General features: G+C 68.8%; 13 protein-coding genes. 3 read left to right on the top strand and 10 right to left on the bottom strand.

The genetic code is table 11. From position 1 onward, the window contains the following. Positions 1 to 16: 16 nt before the first annotated feature. The 8 genes from bioD to aceK all read right to left on the bottom strand — a co-directional run bounded on the left by bioD (position 17) and on the right by aceK (position 9,026). Entirely contained in the window at positions 17 to 736 is a 720-nt protein-coding gene (gene bioD, locus GQ57_RS21625; protein ID WP_034198957.1) for a dethiobiotin synthase, read from the bottom strand. Beyond that, complete coding sequence (gene bioF / locus GQ57_RS21620; protein ID WP_034198956.1) at positions 733 to 1,917, bottom strand: 8-amino-7-oxononanoate synthase; 1,185 nt, start codon at positions 1,915 to 1,917, stop codon at positions 733 to 735. The genes bioD and bioF overlap by 4 nt, the downstream gene beginning before the upstream one ends. Further along, positions 1,914 to 3,260 (bottom strand): adenosylmethionine--8-amino-7-oxononanoate transaminase, encoded by a 1,347-nt coding sequence (gene bioA / locus GQ57_RS21615; protein ID WP_034198955.1) that lies wholly within the window; start codon positions 3,258 to 3,260, stop codon positions 1,914 to 1,916. Before bioA ends, bioF begins: the two co-directional genes overlap by 4 nt. A 489-nt stretch (positions 3,261 to 3,749) precedes the next feature. Continuing rightward, complete coding sequence (locus GQ57_RS21610) at positions 3,750 to 5,015, bottom strand: dienelactone hydrolase family protein (protein ID WP_031400387.1); 1,266 nt, start codon at positions 5,013 to 5,015, stop codon at positions 3,750 to 3,752. A gap of 105 nt (positions 5,016 to 5,120) precedes the next feature. Continuing rightward, positions 5,121 to 5,558 carry a YchJ family protein gene (locus GQ57_RS21605; RefSeq protein ID WP_031400388.1) on the bottom strand — a complete coding sequence of 146 codons (438 nt, stop codon included), beginning with the start codon at positions 5,556 to 5,558 and terminating at the stop codon, positions 5,121 to 5,123. 37 nt (positions 5,559 to 5,595) lie between these two features. Then, positions 5,596 to 6,273, bottom strand: a complete 678-nt coding sequence (locus GQ57_RS21600) for an SDR family oxidoreductase (RefSeq protein ID WP_034198954.1) — start codon at positions 6,271 to 6,273, stop codon at positions 5,596 to 5,598. A 112-nt stretch (positions 6,274 to 6,385) separates the two neighbouring features. After that, positions 6,386 to 7,153, bottom strand: a complete 768-nt coding sequence (can, locus tag GQ57_RS21595; RefSeq protein ID WP_031400390.1) for a carbonate dehydratase — start codon at positions 7,151 to 7,153, stop codon at positions 6,386 to 6,388. A gap of 55 nt (positions 7,154 to 7,208) precedes the next feature. Beyond that, positions 7,209 to 9,026 (bottom strand): bifunctional isocitrate dehydrogenase kinase/phosphatase, encoded by a 1,818-nt coding sequence (gene aceK, locus GQ57_RS21590; RefSeq protein ID WP_031400391.1) that lies wholly within the window; start codon positions 9,024 to 9,026, stop codon positions 7,209 to 7,211. A 304-nt stretch (positions 9,027 to 9,330) separates the two neighbouring features. Between aceK and GQ57_RS21585 the strand changes: the two genes are divergently transcribed. The 3 genes from GQ57_RS21585 (at position 9,331) to GQ57_RS21575 (ending at position 12,556) form a co-directional block, all read left to right on the top strand. Continuing rightward, positions 9,331 to 10,407 carry an MBL fold metallo-hydrolase gene (locus tag GQ57_RS21585; RefSeq protein WP_031400392.1) on the top strand — a complete coding sequence of 359 codons (1,077 nt, stop codon included), beginning with the start codon at positions 9,331 to 9,333 and terminating at the stop codon, positions 10,405 to 10,407. A 78-nt stretch (positions 10,408 to 10,485) separates the two neighbouring features. Next, the gene (locus GQ57_RS21580; RefSeq protein ID WP_034198953.1) at positions 10,486 to 12,273 is read left to right on the top strand and encodes an SWIM zinc finger family protein; all 1,788 of its coding nucleotides are present in this window, start codon (positions 10,486 to 10,488) and stop codon (positions 12,271 to 12,273) included. A gap of 28 nt (positions 12,274 to 12,301) precedes the next feature. Beyond that, the gene (locus tag GQ57_RS21575; RefSeq protein WP_034198978.1) at positions 12,302 to 12,556 is read left to right on the top strand and encodes a DUF6429 family protein; all 255 of its coding nucleotides are present in this window, start codon (positions 12,302 to 12,304) and stop codon (positions 12,554 to 12,556) included. A gap of 7 nt (positions 12,557 to 12,563) precedes the next feature. On the opposite strand, the gene GQ57_RS21570 is transcribed toward GQ57_RS21575, so the two are convergent. Together GQ57_RS21570 and GQ57_RS21565 are read right to left on the bottom strand one after the other, a co-directional pair. Continuing rightward, complete coding sequence (locus tag GQ57_RS21570; RefSeq protein ID WP_034198952.1) at positions 12,564 to 14,204, bottom strand: ABC-F family ATP-binding cassette domain-containing protein; 1,641 nt, start codon at positions 14,202 to 14,204, stop codon at positions 12,564 to 12,566. A gap of 299 nt (positions 14,205 to 14,503) precedes the next feature. Next, positions 14,504 to 15,892 (bottom strand): tetratricopeptide repeat protein, encoded by a 1,389-nt coding sequence (locus GQ57_RS21565; RefSeq protein ID WP_034198951.1) that lies wholly within the window; start codon positions 15,890 to 15,892, stop codon positions 14,504 to 14,506. Positions 15,893 to 16,062: the final 170 nt, after the last annotated feature.

Here is a 16,062-nt window from a genome sequence, read left to right as displayed (position 1 = left end):
TGGGGGATCGGTAGGGTCAATGTTGCGCGGCGCGCAGCGTCTCGACCAGCGCGGCGATGTCGAGCATCGGCGCGGCGGATTCGGGGGCGGCCGGATTCATGTGCGCGATGCGGCCGAGCAGCGGCGCGCGATGCTCGCGCGCGAGCCAGTCGCGGATCGTCGCGACGTTCTCGTCCGGGAACGACATGGCCGGGTCGACGTGGTTCGCGACCCAGCCCGCGAGCGTGAGGCCGCGCGCGGCGATCGCGTCGGCCGTCAGCAGCGCGTGGCTGATGCAGCCGAGCCGCACGCCGACGACGAGCACGACGGGCACGCCGAGCGCGACCGCGAGATCGGCCATGTCCTGGGTGTCGTTCAGCGGTACGCGAAAGCCGCCGGCGCCTTCGACGACGACGACGTCCGCGCGCGTCAGCGCCTCGCGATGGCACGCGACGATCGTGTCGAGGTCGAGCGTCACGCCTTCCTGCGCGGCGACGATATGCGGCGCGGCCGGGGCCTTCAACAGGAACGGCGTGCGCAGCCCGGGCGGCAGCACGACGTTCGCGGCCGCGTCGAGCTGGTCGGCGTCCTCGTTGTGCCACACGCCGTCGCGTTCGTACGCGCCGGCCGCGACGGGCTTCAGCGCGGCCGCGCGCAGGCCGTGCCGCGCGAAACCGTGCAGCATCGCGGCCGACACGAAGGTCTTGCCGATTTCGGTGTCGGTGCCGGTGACGAAAACCGAGAGCGGGGCGTTCATGCGGCGTCCTCGCTGGCCTGGACCAGCGCGGCTTCGAGCCGCGCGAGATCGTCGAAGGAATGCGCGGCCGACAGCGACACGCGCAGCCGCGACGTGCCCGCGGGCACCGTCGGCGGCCGGATCGCGGGCACCCACAGGCCGTGCGCGTCGAGCGCGCGCATTGCCGCGAGCGTCGCGTCGTTGCCGCCGATCACGAGCGGCTGTACGGCGGTGTGCGAGTCGACCGGCTGCCAGCGCGTCTTGCGCAGCAGCGCGCGCGTCTGCGCGATCAGCGCGGCGAGATGCGCGCGGCGCGTGTCGCCTTCGTCGCCCGCGATCACCTTCAGGCTGGCCGATACCGCATGCGCGACGGCGGGCGGCGCGGCCGTCGTGAAGATGTAGCTGCGCGCGCGCTGGATCATCCATTCGATCACGGTCTCGTGCGCGATCACGAACGCACCCGCGACGCCGGCCGCCTTGCCGAGCGTGCCGACGTACACGAGATGCGGCGAGCGCAGTGCGGCGGCGGCCAGCGCGCCGCGACCCTGCGGGCCGAGCACGCCGAAGCCGTGCGCGTCGTCGACGACGAGCCACGCGCCGTGGCGCTCGGCCAGCGCGACGAGTTCGACGAGCGGCGCGAGGTCGCCGTCCATGCTGAATACGGTGTCGCTGACGATCAGCTTCGTTTCGGCATCCGATGCGTCGAGCAGCGCGGCGAGCGCGGCTGTGTCCGCATGCGGGTAGATCTGCACGTTCGCGCGCGACAGCCGCGTGCCGTCGATCAGCGACGCGTGGTTCAGCGCGTCGGAGAAGATCGTCGCGCCCTTGCCGGCGAGCGCCGTCATCGCGGCGAGGTTCGCCATGTAGCCGGTGCTGAAGTACAGCGCGCGCGGCGCGTCGGAGAAGCCGCCCGCGAAGCCCGCGAGCTCGTCCTCGAGCGTCGCGTGCGCGCGCGAATGGCCGCCGAGCAGGTGCGAGCCGCCGCTGCCGGAGCCGTAGCGCCGCGCGCCTTCGGCGAACGCGGCGACGAGCGCCGGGTGTGCGGCAAGGCCGAGATAGTCGTTGCTCGCGAAGCCGACGATCTCGCGGCCGTCGACGGTCATGCGCGCGTCGCACGCGGTGTCGGCGATGCGGCGCACGCGGCGCAGCCCTTGGGCGTCGAGGTCGGCGAGGCCGCGTTGCAGGGTGTCGAGCAGGCTCATTGCGCACGCTCCGCCAGTGTGGCTTCGAGCGTGTCGCGCGTGCGCTGCGCGAGCCATGCGATGTCGTCGTCGCTCATCACGTACGGCGGCATCAGGTACACGGTCGTGCCGATCGGGCGCAGCAGCAGCTCGCGCTCGAGCGCGAGTTCGAAGAAGCGCCGCGAGAAGTCGCGCGCCGCGTCGCCGTCGAGCGCGACGTCGAACGCGAACAGCGTGCCGCGTTCGCGCAGGTGGCGCACTTGCGGATGCGCGTCGAGCGGCGCGAGCGCGGCGCGCAGCGCGGCCGACTTGCGGGCGTTTTGCGCGAGCACGTCGTCGCGCGCGAACAGGTCGAGCGTCGCGACCGCCGCGCGGCACGCGAGCGGGTTGCCCGTGTACGAATGCGAGTGCAGGAAGCCGCGCGTCGTGTCGTCGTCGTAGAACGCCGCGAACACGTCGTCGCGCGTGAGCACGAGCGACAGCGGCAGGTAGCCGCCGCTGATGCCTTTCGACAGGCACAGGAAATCGGGCCAGACGCCGGCCTGCTCGCACGCGAAGAAGGTGCCGGTGCGGCCGCAGCCCACCGCGATCTCGTCGGCGATCAGGTGCACGCCGAATTCGTCGCACAGTGCGCGCAGCCCGCGTACGTACGACGGGTCGTGCATGGCCATGCCGGCCGCGCACTGCACCAGCGGCTCGACGATCAGCGCGGCGATCCGGTCGCCGCGCTCGACGAACAGGCGCCGCACGTCCGCGAGCGCGCGGCCCGCGACGTCGGCGGCTGTCTCGCCCGGCTGCGCGCCGCGCGCATCGGGCGACGCGACCACGTGCGCGTGGCGGATCAGCGGGTCGTACGCGTCCTTGAACAGCGCGACGTCGGTCACGGCGAGCGCGCCGATCGTCTCGCCGTGGTAGCTGTTCGCCACGCACACGAATTCCTGCTTGTTCGCGCGGCCGCGGTTGCGCCACGCGTGGAAGCTCATCTTCAGCGCGATCTCGACGGCCGACGCGCCGTCCGACGCGAAGAACGCATGGCCGAGCGTGCGCGCGGTGAGCGCGTGCAGCCGCTCGGCGAGCTCGATCGCGGGCGCGTGCGTGCAGCCGGCGAGCATCGCGTGCTCGAGCGTGTCGAGCTGATCCTTCAGCGCCGCGTTGATGTCGGGGTTTGCATGGCCGAACAGGTTGACCCACCACGAGCTGATCGCGTCGAAGTAGCGGCGGCCGTCGCGGTCGTACAGCCACAGGCCCGAGCCGCGTGCGATCGGAATGAGCGGCAGGCGCTCGTGATGCTTCATCTGGGTGCAGGGATGCCAGACCGCGCGCAGGCTGCGCGCGACCCAGTCGTCGGTGGCTGGCGTACTCAAGGTGGCTCCGGGGGATAAAACGGCTTCGCGGCATCGACGGGATGCCAGGCGGCCGGGACACGAAACGCGCTGAGATTAGCGTGTTCCGCGGCCCGTTGCACTAGTGGTTACAAACGCCGCAAAGCCTTGCCGGGCGGGAGTTCGGCGCAGATCGGGGCGGCTCGGGACGGTACTCGCCAGATGCCCCGAAATGACCGCAGATGACGACGGTCGAGCGACACCCCCCAACCGAAAAAAATCGGAGGCGAGGCGGGTGCGCGGGGTGAAAAAATCGGGGATCGAGCGACGGAAGATCGCCGGCGCGGGACGAGGCGGCCGATGCGATTCGTGAACGGTCGGCAGGAACGACAGCAAAAAAGGCGCAGCGGAACCCGCGCGAAGTCGCGCGACGGCCGGTTACGCCGGCGTGCGATGCGTACCGCGTGCGCGGCGCGACGAAAAAGAGGGGAAGGGCAAACCGGAAACGGGGCGGCGCAGGCCGCCGCCCTGTCAGCGCGAGGCCAGCGCGCGCGTATGGATGTCGCGCGTGTCGTCGCCGCCGTTGTCGGCCGTCTGGGTCGTGTTCCACACGACGTGGTCGTTGACCGCATACAGCCGGCACGCGCCGGCGTCCTGCTTCGCGCAGTTGTCGAGCGCGAGCGCCATCGGGTCGTCGCCGCCTTCGGCCCACGACCAGGCGCCTTCCGACGACACCGCGAACGCGCGGCTCGGATGCTGGTTCAGGAAGCGGCGATAGCCTTCGCGGCCGGCGTCGTCGAGATACGGCACCGCGTTGACCGCGTCGATGGACGCATAGCCGCTCGCCTTCGGCTCGTGCGGGTTCGCGACCGCATAGCGCACCGAGGTCGGCAGGTTCAGCTGGGCGAGGAAGGCGTTGACGGCCGGCCACCACACGGGCACGCCGTCGCGATCGACGATCAGCCGGTGTGCGTCGTCCTTGTAGCGGCCGAAATCGATGAACCGGGCCTGCGTGCCGTGCGACACGTACGCGTCGTGCATTTGCGCGACGAGCCCGGGCGTCCACACCGAATCGTTGTCGCCGTACAGCCAGAGCGAGCGCACGGCCGTGTGCGCGCCGTACCGGTCGAACGCGTCGACGAGATTGCGTTGCCAGCCGTCGCACAGGTCCTGGCGCAGCCCGCCGGAGAAGTTGATGATGCCGCGCACGCCCGGCGCGGCTTCGGTGCCGTACGCGACCGATACGAGGCCGCCGTGCGACGTGCCCGCGACGACGATGCGCGACGCATCGACGTACGACTGGCGCGACATGTAGCGAATGGTGGCGTCGACGTCGGCCGCCTGCGCGAGACCGTTCTTCTCGACGTTGCAGCCTTCCTGCTGGTACGTGCCGCCCGAGCCGGCGAAGCCCTGGCGGTTCGGCGCGATCACCGCGTAGCCGCGGCGCACGAATTCACGCGCGAACGCGAGCGGCCGGCTGCGCGGCTGCAGATGGAGATCGCCGGTGTTCTTGCCGTGATTGAAGACGACGAGCGGGAAGGGGCCGGGGCCGTCCGGCTTGAAGAGCGTGGCCTCGAGCGTGACGCTGCCCGACGCGTCGGCCGGAATGCGCAGGACCTGTTCGTTGAGGTCGGACGCGACCTGCGGCAGGTTCGAATCGCCGTAGTCGAATCGCTCGGCATGGGCGAGCGACCCGGTGGCGCCCGACCCCGTATCGGCATTCGTCAGCGTACCGGCCTGAGCGGCCGACAGCGCACAGGCCGCCATCCATCCCACCAATACCTTGCTGAACGCCATTCGTAAGCCCGCCATGCAACATGACCAATTCGAGGCCATCGTAGCCCGACAAAATCGGGTTGTGCAATGCGGGAATTACCCGGCGTCTGACACAGCAACCTTTTGTCAGCGTTCGCTTACTTCGCCGTCGACATAGCGCCAGAAACCGTGTTCGTCGCGCTCGAAACGGCTCGTCTCGTGAAGCCGGTAAGCGCGTCCGCCGACCTTGTAGCGGGCCACGAATTCGACCTCCGCGTGCCGTTCGTCGAGCGGCGCATGGCGTTTGACCGCGAGGCCGAGCCAGCGCGGCGCGTCGGGGGCGTCGGGGTCGGTGTCGAGATCGGGCGGGCAGGTGCGCGCGGCCCACGTCGCGCGCAGGTAGCCGGTCGCGCCGAGCACGTATGCGCTGTACCGCGAACGCATCAACTCGAGCGCGGTGGGCGCGGCTTCGCCGCCGTCGATGAAGCGGCCGCAGCAGGCCGCATAGCGGGGCGCCGGCGCGTTGCCGGCGGGAGCGGGGGACGCGCCGCCGCACGGGCACGCGTCAGGTCGGTTCGAAATCATGCGAAACGGGAATTAACGACGCCAGGTTGTCGGCTGCCTACCAGCTCAGCTCGACACCGTCGTACTGGAAGAAGCGGCCGTTTGCCTGCGACACGTCCGCGCCGGATTCGGCGATCACGCGGCGCATGCCGGTCACGCTGGTTTCCGGATCGATCGCGGCCTGCGCGCCGCCCATGTCGGTGCGCACCCAGCCGGGATGGAGCGAGATGCACGCGGCGTGGCGCGTCTGCAGCGACGCGATGCGCAGCGCGTCGTTCAGCGCGGCCTTGCTGGCGCGGTACAGCCAGCCGGTCGTGCCGGTCGCTTCGGCGATGCTGCCCATCCGGCTCGACACGACGGCCAGCACGCCGCACGCGTCCTCGACGAGCGGCAGCAGGATCGGCAGCAACTGCATCGGCCCGCGCACGTTCGTATGCATCACCGCGTCGAAATCCTCGGCGGTGATCGTCTCCACGCCCTCGGTGCGCGGCCCGTAGACGCCCGACACCAGCACGGCCGCATCGAGCCGCTCGCCGTCGAGCTTCCAGCCGAGCGCCGCGATCTGCTCGGGCTGCGTGATGTCGAGCGCATGCGCCTGTGCGCCGAGCGCGCGCAGCGCGTCGAGCGATGCGTCGTCGCGCGCGGTGGCGATCACGTTCCAGCCGTCGCGCCGGTATTGCCTGACGAATTCGCGGCCGAGGCCGCGCGATGCGCCGACGATCAATACGGTTTTCATGCCCGTCGCTCCTTGTCCTGATGCCGCCGGGGCGGCCATGCCGGTGTCGGATTCATGCGGTGCGTCGCGCGGCCGCGCGCCCGGCGCGGCGGCCGCCCCGGACGCCGCGGCGTTACTGCGCGTCGTCGCAGGGTTTCAGCGTGTCGACGACGGATTGCGCGACGCCTTCGAGCCGCGCGGCGTCCGCCGCGACCATGTCGTTGTCCGGCGCATGCTGGCCGCCCGTGGTGAGCGCGGCGACGCAGCGCTTGTAGGTGGCGTCGAGCGCTTCGAAGTTCGACACGGCCATCCCGAGGTTGCGCATCCGGCCGTCGTGCACGCCGTACACGAGCCCGTGCACGGTGAGCGACTGGCCGCGCGCCCACGCGTCGTTGACGATCGTCGTGCGGCACACGTTGACTACTTGCTCGATCGCGTTCAGCTCGATCAGGCGGCGGTAGCGCGCCTCGCCCACCGGCCATTCGTCGAGCAGTGCCGCGTGGCGTTCACGCACGTCCTGCACGTGATGCAGCCAGTTGTCCGCGAGGCCGACGCGCCGGTTGAGCAGCGCCGCGTTCACGCCCGAGCAGCCGTAGTGGCCGACGACCATGATGTGCTTCACGCGCAGGATGTCGACCGCGAACTGGATCACGGACAGGCAGTTCAGGTCGCTGTGCACGACCACGTTCGCGATGTTGCGGTGGACGAACACCTCGCCCGGCGGCAGGCCGATGATCTGGTTCGCGGGCACGCGCGAATCCGAGCAGCCGATCCACAGATACTCCGGCGCCTGCTGGTCGGCGAGACGCGCGAAGAATTGCGGGTCGTCCTCGAGCTTGCGTTTGACCCAGGCGTCGTTGTTGTCGAACAGGTGTGAAAGCGGATTGTCTTGGGTGTTCATCGGTGTGGATTCCGTTGGCGGAAATCGGTTCGCTGTCGATTCGGGGTAACCGGGCTCAGGCGGCGCGCTGCGCGTCGCCTGCGCCGTCGTTCTGATCCGTCGCGCCGAAGCGCGCGGGGTAGCGCGCGCAAAAGCGCAGCGCGGTGTCGTACGGGTAAAAATCGGGCAGTTCGCCCTGCATCAGCTTGTCCTTGCTCGCCTGCCACAGCGCGGGATCGAAAAAGTCCGCGTGATGCCTCATGAAGACGTCGCGCACCCGCGGGTCGCCGAGCAGGAACGGCCCGTAGGTTTCCGGGAAGATGTCGTGCGGGCCGACGGTATACCACGGTTCGCCGGACAGCTCGTCCTCCTCGTTGCGCGGCGGCGGCACGCGGCGCACGTTGCAGTCGGTCAGGTACTCGATCTCGTCGTAGTCGTAGAACACGACGCGGCCGTGGCGCGTGACGCCGAAGTTCTTGTACAGCATGTCGCCGGGGAAGATGTTCGCCTTCATCAGCTCCTTCACCGCGTTGCCGTATTCCTTCACGCCGTGCTCGATGTCGGCCTCCGAGCCGTTCTGCAGGTACAGGTTGAGCGGCGTCATGCGGCGCTCGATGTACAGGTGGCGGATCACGAGGTTGCCGTCCTCGTACTCGAGCAGTGACGGGACTTCCTTTTCCAGTTCGCGCACGAGCGCGTGGTCGAGCCGCGCGAGCGGCAGCGCGACGCTCGAATACTCGAGCGTGTCGGCCATCCGCCCGAGACGGTCGTGGCGCTTCACGAGCTGGTACTTCTCCATGATCTGCGCGCGGGTCGTTTCCTTCGGCGGCGGGAAGTGGTCCTTGATGATCTTGAACACGTACGGGAACGACGGCAGCGTGAACACGAGCATCACGAGGCCCTTGATCCCGGGCGCGATGATGAAGCGGTCGCTCGAATGCGACAGGTGGTGCAGCAGGTCGCGGTAGAACAGGTTCTTGCCCTGCTTCTGCAGCCCGACCGACGTGTAGATTTCCGCCTTCGGCTTGCCGGGCATGATCGTGCACAGGAAGTCGACGTACGCGGACGGCACGCCCATGTCGACGAGGAAGTACGAGTGGGAGAAGCCGAAGATGATCTGCAGCTGGTCGCGGCGCAGCAGCACGGTGTCGAGCGCGAGCACGCCGGGGCGCACGTGGCGGATCGGCACCGCGAACGGCAGCACGTGATCGGCATTGATGATGCGGCCGACGATGTACGCGCTCTTGTTGCGGAAGAACAGCGACGACAGCACGTGGATCTGGAAATTCGGCGCTTCCTCGAAGCGGCCGAATTCGTCGTGGATCGCCTGCATCACGCACCCGATGTCGCGCGTGAGATCGTCGAACGCCGGCTCGAGCTGGAAGTTCGTGACGATGCGCTCGAGCGTGGCCGCGAGCCCGTCGGTGGCCGGATAGTACGCGCGGTAGGTCGGCTTCGCGGCCGGCTCGTCGTTCTCCAGGTACTCGGTCGAGATCGCCGGGCGCACGAAGATGAAATCGTTGCTGAAATACGAGCGGTGCAGGATCTTGCAGCACACCGAATTGAAGAAGGTCTCCGCGCACTCGGGCTGGCGGTGCGACGTGAGCAGGCCGATGAAGTGCAGCTTGATCTGCTGCCAGACCTCGTCGTCGATGTTCTCCGCGTCGTATTCGTCCTCCAGCACCTCGACGCATTCCGCCACGCGATCGTCGTACGACGTGATCCGTTCGCGCGCGAGCCGCTGCAGCCCGTGCCAGTCGCCGCGTTCGTACAGCGTCTTCGCCTCGACGGCCGCCTCGCGGAAGATCCGGTAGTGGCGATCGAAGTTTTCGAGGATCGTCTGTGCGACGTCGAAACCGATCTGCGAGGACAGCAGTTTGGGGAAGTGATTCATCGCGTGCAGGCTCGTTCGGGAGGGGCTGTAAGCACTCGCCATTTTAGCGCCCAAGCGGGCGGTTCAACGACTATGCGGCAATGCGGGGCCGGCCGGCAAGCGGCGGTTTATCCGCCGTTGGGGGCCGTTCGGCGCATCTTCGCGTAAAGATACGGGTACGGAACCGATTCTGGCACGAACTTTTTTTGACGGGCCGGCGGCCGGCGGACACGCGTTGCGCACGACGGCGATAGAATCGACGCAACGCCCGCCGCGGCCTGCCGCCGGCGCGCATTCGCACAGATAACGACGAGACGCCCCACCGATGAACGCACTGGAACACCAACTCGACTATCCCTTCGCCGACACGCTGCCCGCCGCGGGCGACACGTTCGAGGTCGCGCCCGGCGTGCGCTGGTTGCGCATGCCGCTGCCGTTCTCGCTCGACCACATCAACCTCTGGCTGCTGCGCGACGAGATCGACGGGCAGGCCGGCTGGACGATCGTCGATTGCGGGATCGCGTCGGAGGCGATCCGCGCGCACTGGGAGCGGATCTTCGACGCGCATCTCGACGGCCTGCCCGTGCTGCGCGTGCTCGTCACGCACTGCCATCCCGATCACTTCGGGCTGGCGAACTGGCTGTGCGAAGGCGGCGACAAGGGCCGCTGGAACGTGCGCCTGTGGATGACGCTCGGCGAGTACATGTTCGGCTGCCTGATGGCGGCCGGCAACGGCTCGAACGCGGGCGGCGCGGCCGCCGCCGATCACTTCGCGCGCCACGGGCTGACCGATCCGGCCGCGCTCGACAAGCTGCGCAACCGCCGCCACTACTACTCGGACCTCGTGCCGGCCGTGCCGCCGCGCTACCGGCGCCTGCGCGAGGGCGACGCGGTGACGATCGGCGCGCGCACGTGGCGCGTCGTCACCGGCTTCGGTCATTCGCCTGAACATTGCGCGCTGCACAGCGAGGCGGACGGCGTGCTGATCTCCGGCGACATGGTGCTGCCGCGCATCTCGACGAACGTGTCCGTATTCGATCTCGAGCCGGAAGCGAACCCGCTCGCGCTGTACCTGCAGTCGCTCGGCCGCTACGAGACGATGGCGCCCGATACGCTCGTGCTGCCGTCGCACGGCAAGCCGTTCCGCGGCGTGCGCACGCGCATCGCGCAACTGCGCGAGCACCACGACGCGCGCCTGGCCGAAGTGCGTGTCGCATGCGCGGAACGGCCGACGAGCGCGGCCGACATCGTGCCGATCATGTTCCGCCGCCGCGAGCTGGACATCCACCAGATGACGTTCGCGCTGGGCGAGGCGCTCGCGCACCTGAACCTGCTGTGGCTCGCGGGCGAACTGAAGCGTAGCGAAGACGCGGATGGCGTGATCCGTTTCGTGGGGCGTTGAGCGGGCGAGCCTGCCTCGATTCGCGTCGCGCCTTCCTTCGTATAATTCGGGTCTCGAACCGCATCGATGTCGCAACCCATGGCAGGTAATCTTTCCCTCGCCGATGTCATCACGCTCGCGCAAATCCGCGCGCTGGCCGACCCGCAATCCTTCGTGCGCGGCAAGGCCTATTTCCACGACGGCGCCGTCTCGCGGCTGACCGAGCGCGGCGGCGTGCTGTCGGCGACCGTGCGTGGTACGTATCGCTATCACGTCGAGTTCGCGGTGAGCAGTGACGGCGGGCTGGACTACGCGTGCAATTGCCCGGTAGGCGACGAAGGGGTGTTCTGCAAGCACGCGGTTGCGGTCGCATTGTCGTGGCTTGAAAACAGCGGCGAAGAGGTCTTCCACGATGAGGCGCTCGAACAACCCGCGCGTTCGCGACGCAAGCGCAAGACCCATGCGGAACTGATTCGCGATTATCTGACTACGCTCGACGAGGATGCGTTGCGGAGCTGGCTGCTCGACGCGGCCGAGCGCGATCGAACATTGCGCGACAGGCTGCTGTTCGATGCACGTGCCGCGAATGCCGGCGATGCGGCAAGTCTGCGCGCCGCCGTCCGGCAATTGACGCGTGTGTCGCGGCCGCTCGGCTGGGATGAAGCGCACACGTACGGAGAGGCGCTGTTCGAAGTGGCCGCCATGCTGCGGCGGCAGTTGGCGGGCGTTCATGCCGCGCAGGTGGTCGAACTGGCGGAACTGGCGATTGCCGACGCTGAAGCGAGCCTCGAACAGATCGACGACTCGGACGGCAGTGTGGCGCCCGGAATCGGCGAACTGGTCGGCGTGCACCTCGACGCGTGCATCAGCACTCGGCCGGATCCGGTGAAACTGGCCGAACGCCTGTTTCGCCTGCAGATCGGTGGGCAGTGGGATACGTTCCGCGCCGTGCTGCCGGCCTATGCCGAACCGCTGGGCGAGGCGGGATTGAGCCACTATCGGGAACTGGTCGAGCGTCAATGGACCACGCTGCCCTCGCTGCCGGCCGGGCGGGACGATCGGCGCTCGTACGATTCGGTGCGCTTGAATCTCGAGCATGCGATGGAGTCGCTGGCGAGGCGCGACGGCGACGTCGACGCGCTGATTCGCATCTGGTCGAAGGATCTGTCGGCATCCGGCCGATTCGCGCAAATCGCGGAATTGTGCGCGGAACATGGCCGTTTCGACGAAGGATTGGCGTGGGCCGAACGCGGGATGCGCGAAATGAAGGACCGGCACGACGATCGTCTGCTGGGCTTTTGTATCGACGATCATGTGCGTCGGCGCGCGTTCGATCGGGCGGACGAACTCGCGTGGCAACGCTTTGCGTACCATCCAACCGCAGACGCATTCAGGGCGCTGATGAAGGTTGCGAAGGCGGCGAAGCGATGCGACGCCGTGCGGGAGCGGGCGATTTCTCATCTGCTGTCGCTCGCCCGGACGCGGGAAACGCCGGGGCGGGCGACTCCGGCCGTACGGCGCTGGGAACCGTCGCCGCGTACCGAACTGGTGAAGCTGCTGCTTGCCGAGCAGAACCACGACGCCGCGTGGGATGCGTTTCTGGGCGGACCTGTCGAGGCCGACGTCTGGCTGACGCTGGCGGCAGCGCGTGCGAAGACGCATCCGGAACAGGCAATCGCACTGCTGCACCGGTACCTGCCGCTCGCGGTCGACCATGGCTCGGGCAGTGCGCGGTATGACGAGGCGTTCGACACCGTACGCAAGATTCGTGCGTTGCGGGTCGCGCATCGGCAGCACGCGGCATTCGACGGGGAACTTGAAGAGATCCGCAAGACCTACCGAGCGAAGCGCAACTTCATCAAGCTGCTCGTGACGCTTGGCGCGTGACAGGGTGACCGGGCCGGAGGAAATGGCGATGAATATAGATCTCGGCGCCATCGATGACGCCGTTCTTGCGCTCCTTTATCTGACCTTGCATGACGGCGATCGCGCATGGAAATCCCTCGATTGGAACGTGCTGAATCGGTTGCATGAGCGTGGCCTGATTGGCGATCCTGTCAACAAGACGAAATCTGTCGTGCTGACCGATGAGGGCTTGCGGGAGTCCGAGCGACTTTTCATGCAATTGTTCGTCGATTCCGGTGCCACGCCAGCAGGCGACCCGCGATGATTTTCAGTCACGCGACGGGTTCGTAACGCCACCCGTCGCGATGCCACTGCATCGTGTGGGTCGGGTCGAGCGCCGCGAGAAACGCGGTGTCGTGCGACGCGACCACGATTGCGCCGGGAAAGCCGGCGAGCGCGGCTTCGATCGCGCGCACCGATTCGAGATCGAGGTGATTGGTCGGCTCGTCGAGCAGCAGCAGTTGCGCGGGCGTGCCGCGCCACAGCGCGCATGCGAGCGCGGCCTTCAGGCGTTCGCCGCCGCTCAGTTGCCGTGCGGGCTGGGTCGCACGCGCCGCGTCGAGCTGCAGCAATGCGAGGCGGCTGCGCAGGTCGCCTTCGGCGAGCGGCGTGTGGAGCAGCCCCAGTTGCTCGACGATCGAGCGTTCGGGATCGAGCAGGGCGAGCCGCTGGTCGAGATAGGCGGCGCTCACGTGCGTCGTGCAGGTGCCCGAGCGCGGCGCGAGTTCGCCCGCGAGCATGCGTAGCAACGTCGATTTGCCGCAGCCGTTCGGGCCGGTCAGCGCGATGCGCACGGCGCCGCTCGCCGACCAGGTGATCGCCTCGGCCGCGCCGGCGACGCGCCACGGCAGTTGCGCGCGTTCGAGCGTGAACAACTGGCGACGCGCGCTGACCTCGGTGCCCGGCAGCGACACGAGCACCGGCGCGTCGACTTCGACGCGCGCGGCCGCGTCGTGCACGCGCTCGTCGAGCGTCGCCTTGAATTCGTTCTGATGGCGTCGCACCTGCCCCATGATGTTGCGGGCCGCGCCCTTGCGGCTCTGTTTCGCCCCCGACGACAGGTTGGCCGTCTTCGCTTCGCGCAGCGACGCGGCCGCGTGGCGCTGGATCGTGTCGTGCTCCTGTTCGAGCCTGCGTCTCACGCGTCCGCGTTCGGTGCGTGCGTGTTCGAGCGCCGCTTGCGCGGCCTCCTGCTCCGCGTCGCGCAGCGCGCGATAGTGCGCGTAGTTGCCGCCATACGAGCGCGCGCCGTGCGGCGTCAGCTCGACGATGCGCTGCACGCCGGCGAGCAGCGCGCGGTCGTGGCTCACGACGACGAGGCCGCCGCGCCAGCCGTCGAGCGCCGTGCGCAGCCATGCACGGCCCGGCGCGTCGAGATGGTTGGTCGGTTCGTCGAGCACCAGCAGGCCGGCGCCGGACAGCAGCGCGCCGATCAGTGCGACGCGCGCGAGTTGCCCGCCGCTCAGCGCCTGCGCGGGCGTGGCGGCGTGCACGTCGTGCAGGCCGGCCGTGTCGAGCGCGGTGCGCAGCCGTTCGGCGAGATCCCAGCGATCGCCGATCAGGTCGAAGTCGTGCGGTTCCGCGCAGCCGTCGGCGAGACGCGCCAGTGCGCCGAGCGGCGCGTCGAGCGCGGCGACCTGCGCGACGGTTCGCGATTCGGTCGACGTGTCGCCGTGCTGCTGCGCGACGTAGACGGCCGGCGCATGCCGGTCGATCGTCCCCGCGCTCGGTGCGCGGCGGCCCGCGATCAGTTGCGCGAGCAGGCTTTTGCCGATGCCGTTGCGGCCGACGATGCCCGTCGGCGTGCGGTCGATCGACAGGTCGAGCGAATCGAACAGCGTGATGCCGTCGTCGAAGCGGAAGGAAACGTGATGAAGCGCGACGAGCGCGCCGGTGGGCGTGGCTGCAGCCATAAGCACCTCCGAAAATGCGTGAAGACCTTCGCGCGCGGCGTGCGTGGCACGGCGGCGAAAACATTTCGGGAAGGCTTAGTTGTTCACTTCGGCTGACGTCCGGTATGAGGAATGAGCGCGCAGTGTAGCAAGCGCGGCGCGCGCCATGCAAGCGGCGGCCCGACGCGTCGTCGCCTGCACGCCACGCGCGACAGGTGTGCGACTGTCCGGTGATGCGCCGCGACGTTGCACGGCGGGGACGCGCTCGTGCGACGGCCGCTCACGCGCGGGCGCGTGAGCATGGCCCGGGGCGGGCGGCGTCAGCTCGCGTCGCGAGGCACCGCCGCGGCCCGCCGCGCGAGCAACGCATGGAACGCCTGCCGGATGCGCTCGACGGCGACCGTCTTGTACGGGAAGCTCGCGTTGTTGCCGTGTACCAGCATGCTCGCATTTACCTCGAACACGACGACCGCACCGTCGCGGTCGAGCCCGCAGTCGATGCCGAAATAATCCAGCCCGATCGCGTCGCGGATCGCCTGCAAGCCGTCGCGCTGCGCGGTGCCGAACACCTGCCACGGATCGTCGAGGAACGCGCGCTCCTCGTCCTGCATCCACGCGTGGTGCGCCATGTCGGTCGTCGCGTGGTGGACCTTCCACTGGCTGCCGATCGCGAGGTGATACGGCAGGATCTCGTCGTCGGCATAGACGAAACGGTACTTGCGGAAGTAGCCGTCGGCGGATTGATAATCGGCGTACGGCGTCAGGTAGAAATGTTCCGCGTCGAACCGGTCGACGAATGCCAGCAGTTGCGCCGCGTGCTCCATCCGTTCGAAATCGTCGCCGCCGTGCGTGCCGGCCGGCCTCGCCAGCAGCGGAAACGGCAGCGTCGCCGGCGACGTGCCCGACAGCATCGCGTGCAGCCCGGCTTTGTCGTGCAGCGACGTTTGCGGCACATGGCAGCCCGGCATCTGCGCCAGTTGCCGCGCCACTGCATCGCGGCTCGTCTGCGCGATCACGGCGGGCGCATTCACGACGGGGCGGCCGACGCCCGCGACGAGCGCCTGCGCCGGCGCGAGCAGCGCCCGGCCGCGATCGACGTCGGACACCAGGTTGACGACCACGTCCGCATGGATGCGCAGCCGGTCGACGTCGTACGCCATGTCGGGCAGCAGCGTGATGATGTTGCTTTCGAAGTGCGCCCGTTCGATCAGGAATTCGAACGGTGTATTGCCGGCGCCCGGCGCGAACACGAACAGCGCGCGGAACGCCGCCGGCTCGACGGCGGCCGGGATGGTGACCAACGGCTTCAGTCTCAATGCGCGGCGGAAGCTCGCGTCCGCTTCGTGAGCGAGCCCCAGCGCCTGCTGGAGATTCGCGACGGTATGCGCGAGCGCGGCGTCGTCGGGATCGTGTTCGAGCGCGCGCTGGAAATGGGCGAGCCCGCGTGCGTGGCGGCCTGCGCAGGTCTCGGCGAGCCCGAGCTGGCGACTGACCGCGGCGTGGTCGCCGGGGCGTTCCAGCAGCGGCGTCAGCCAGCCGATGGCCTCGTCGAAGCGGTCCTGCCGGATCAGCACTTGCGCGAGCCCGAAACACGCATCCCAGCAGCCGGGCTCGAGCGCGAGCGCGTCGCGGTAGTGGCGTTGGGCCAGGTCGAGGTGGCCGGCCTGCCGGCATGAGGATGCGAGTGAAAGGGCGTGATCGATGGACATGGCGGCGGCACGCCGCGCGCGGCCGGATGACGCGGCGCGTACGGTGCTGTTGGGCGGAGGTCGGGGAGATCCCGGCCGGATGGAACGAACGCCCGAAAGATAGCAGTGCGACGATCCGTTCCGATCGCCCCCTCAATCCGGAAATTTACCGGCGATTACGGTATGCGGTC

The sequence above is a fragment of the Burkholderia sp. MSh2 genome (genome assembly GCF_000731655.1).
GTDB classification, from domain to species: Bacteria; Pseudomonadota; Gammaproteobacteria; order Burkholderiales; family Burkholderiaceae; genus Burkholderia; species Burkholderia paludis.
Note: the sequence above shows the minus strand (reverse complement) of the source record. Positions and strands in the feature narration are given on the sequence as shown.

Bases quoted from the DNA above. Each gene is read 5' to 3' on its own strand.
- bioD (WP_034198957.1), bottom strand. From the start codon at position 736: ATGAACGCCCCGCTCTCGGTTTTCGTCACCGGCACCGACACCGAAATC.
- bioF (WP_034198956.1), bottom strand. From the start codon at position 1,917: ATGAGCCTGCTCGACACCCTGCAACGCGGCCTCGCCGACCTCGACGCC.
- GQ57_RS21610 (WP_031400387.1), bottom strand. From the start codon at position 5,015: ATGGCGTTCAGCAAGGTATTGGTGGGATGGATGGCGGCCTGTGCGCTG.
- GQ57_RS21605 (WP_031400388.1), bottom strand. From the start codon at position 5,558: ATGATTTCGAACCGACCTGACGCGTGCCCGTGCGGCGGCGCGTCCCCC.
- GQ57_RS21600 (WP_034198954.1), bottom strand. From the start codon at position 6,273: ATGAAAACCGTATTGATCGTCGGCGCATCGCGCGGCCTCGGCCGCGAA.
- can (WP_031400390.1), bottom strand. From the start codon at position 7,153: ATGAACACCCAAGACAATCCGCTTTCACACCTGTTCGACAACAACGAC.
- aceK (WP_031400391.1), bottom strand. From the start codon at position 9,026: ATGAATCACTTCCCCAAACTGCTGTCCTCGCAGATCGGTTTCGACGTC.
- GQ57_RS21585 (WP_031400392.1), top strand. From the start codon at position 9,331: ATGAACGCACTGGAACACCAACTCGACTATCCCTTCGCCGACACGCTG.
- GQ57_RS21580 (WP_034198953.1), top strand. From the start codon at position 10,486: ATGGCAGGTAATCTTTCCCTCGCCGATGTCATCACGCTCGCGCAAATC.
- GQ57_RS21575 (WP_034198978.1), top strand. From the start codon at position 12,302: ATGAATATAGATCTCGGCGCCATCGATGACGCCGTTCTTGCGCTCCTT.
- GQ57_RS21570 (WP_034198952.1), bottom strand. From the start codon at position 14,204: ATGGCTGCAGCCACGCCCACCGGCGCGCTCGTCGCGCTTCATCACGTT.
- GQ57_RS21565 (WP_034198951.1), bottom strand. From the start codon at position 15,892: ATGTCCATCGATCACGCCCTTTCACTCGCATCCTCATGCCGGCAGGCC.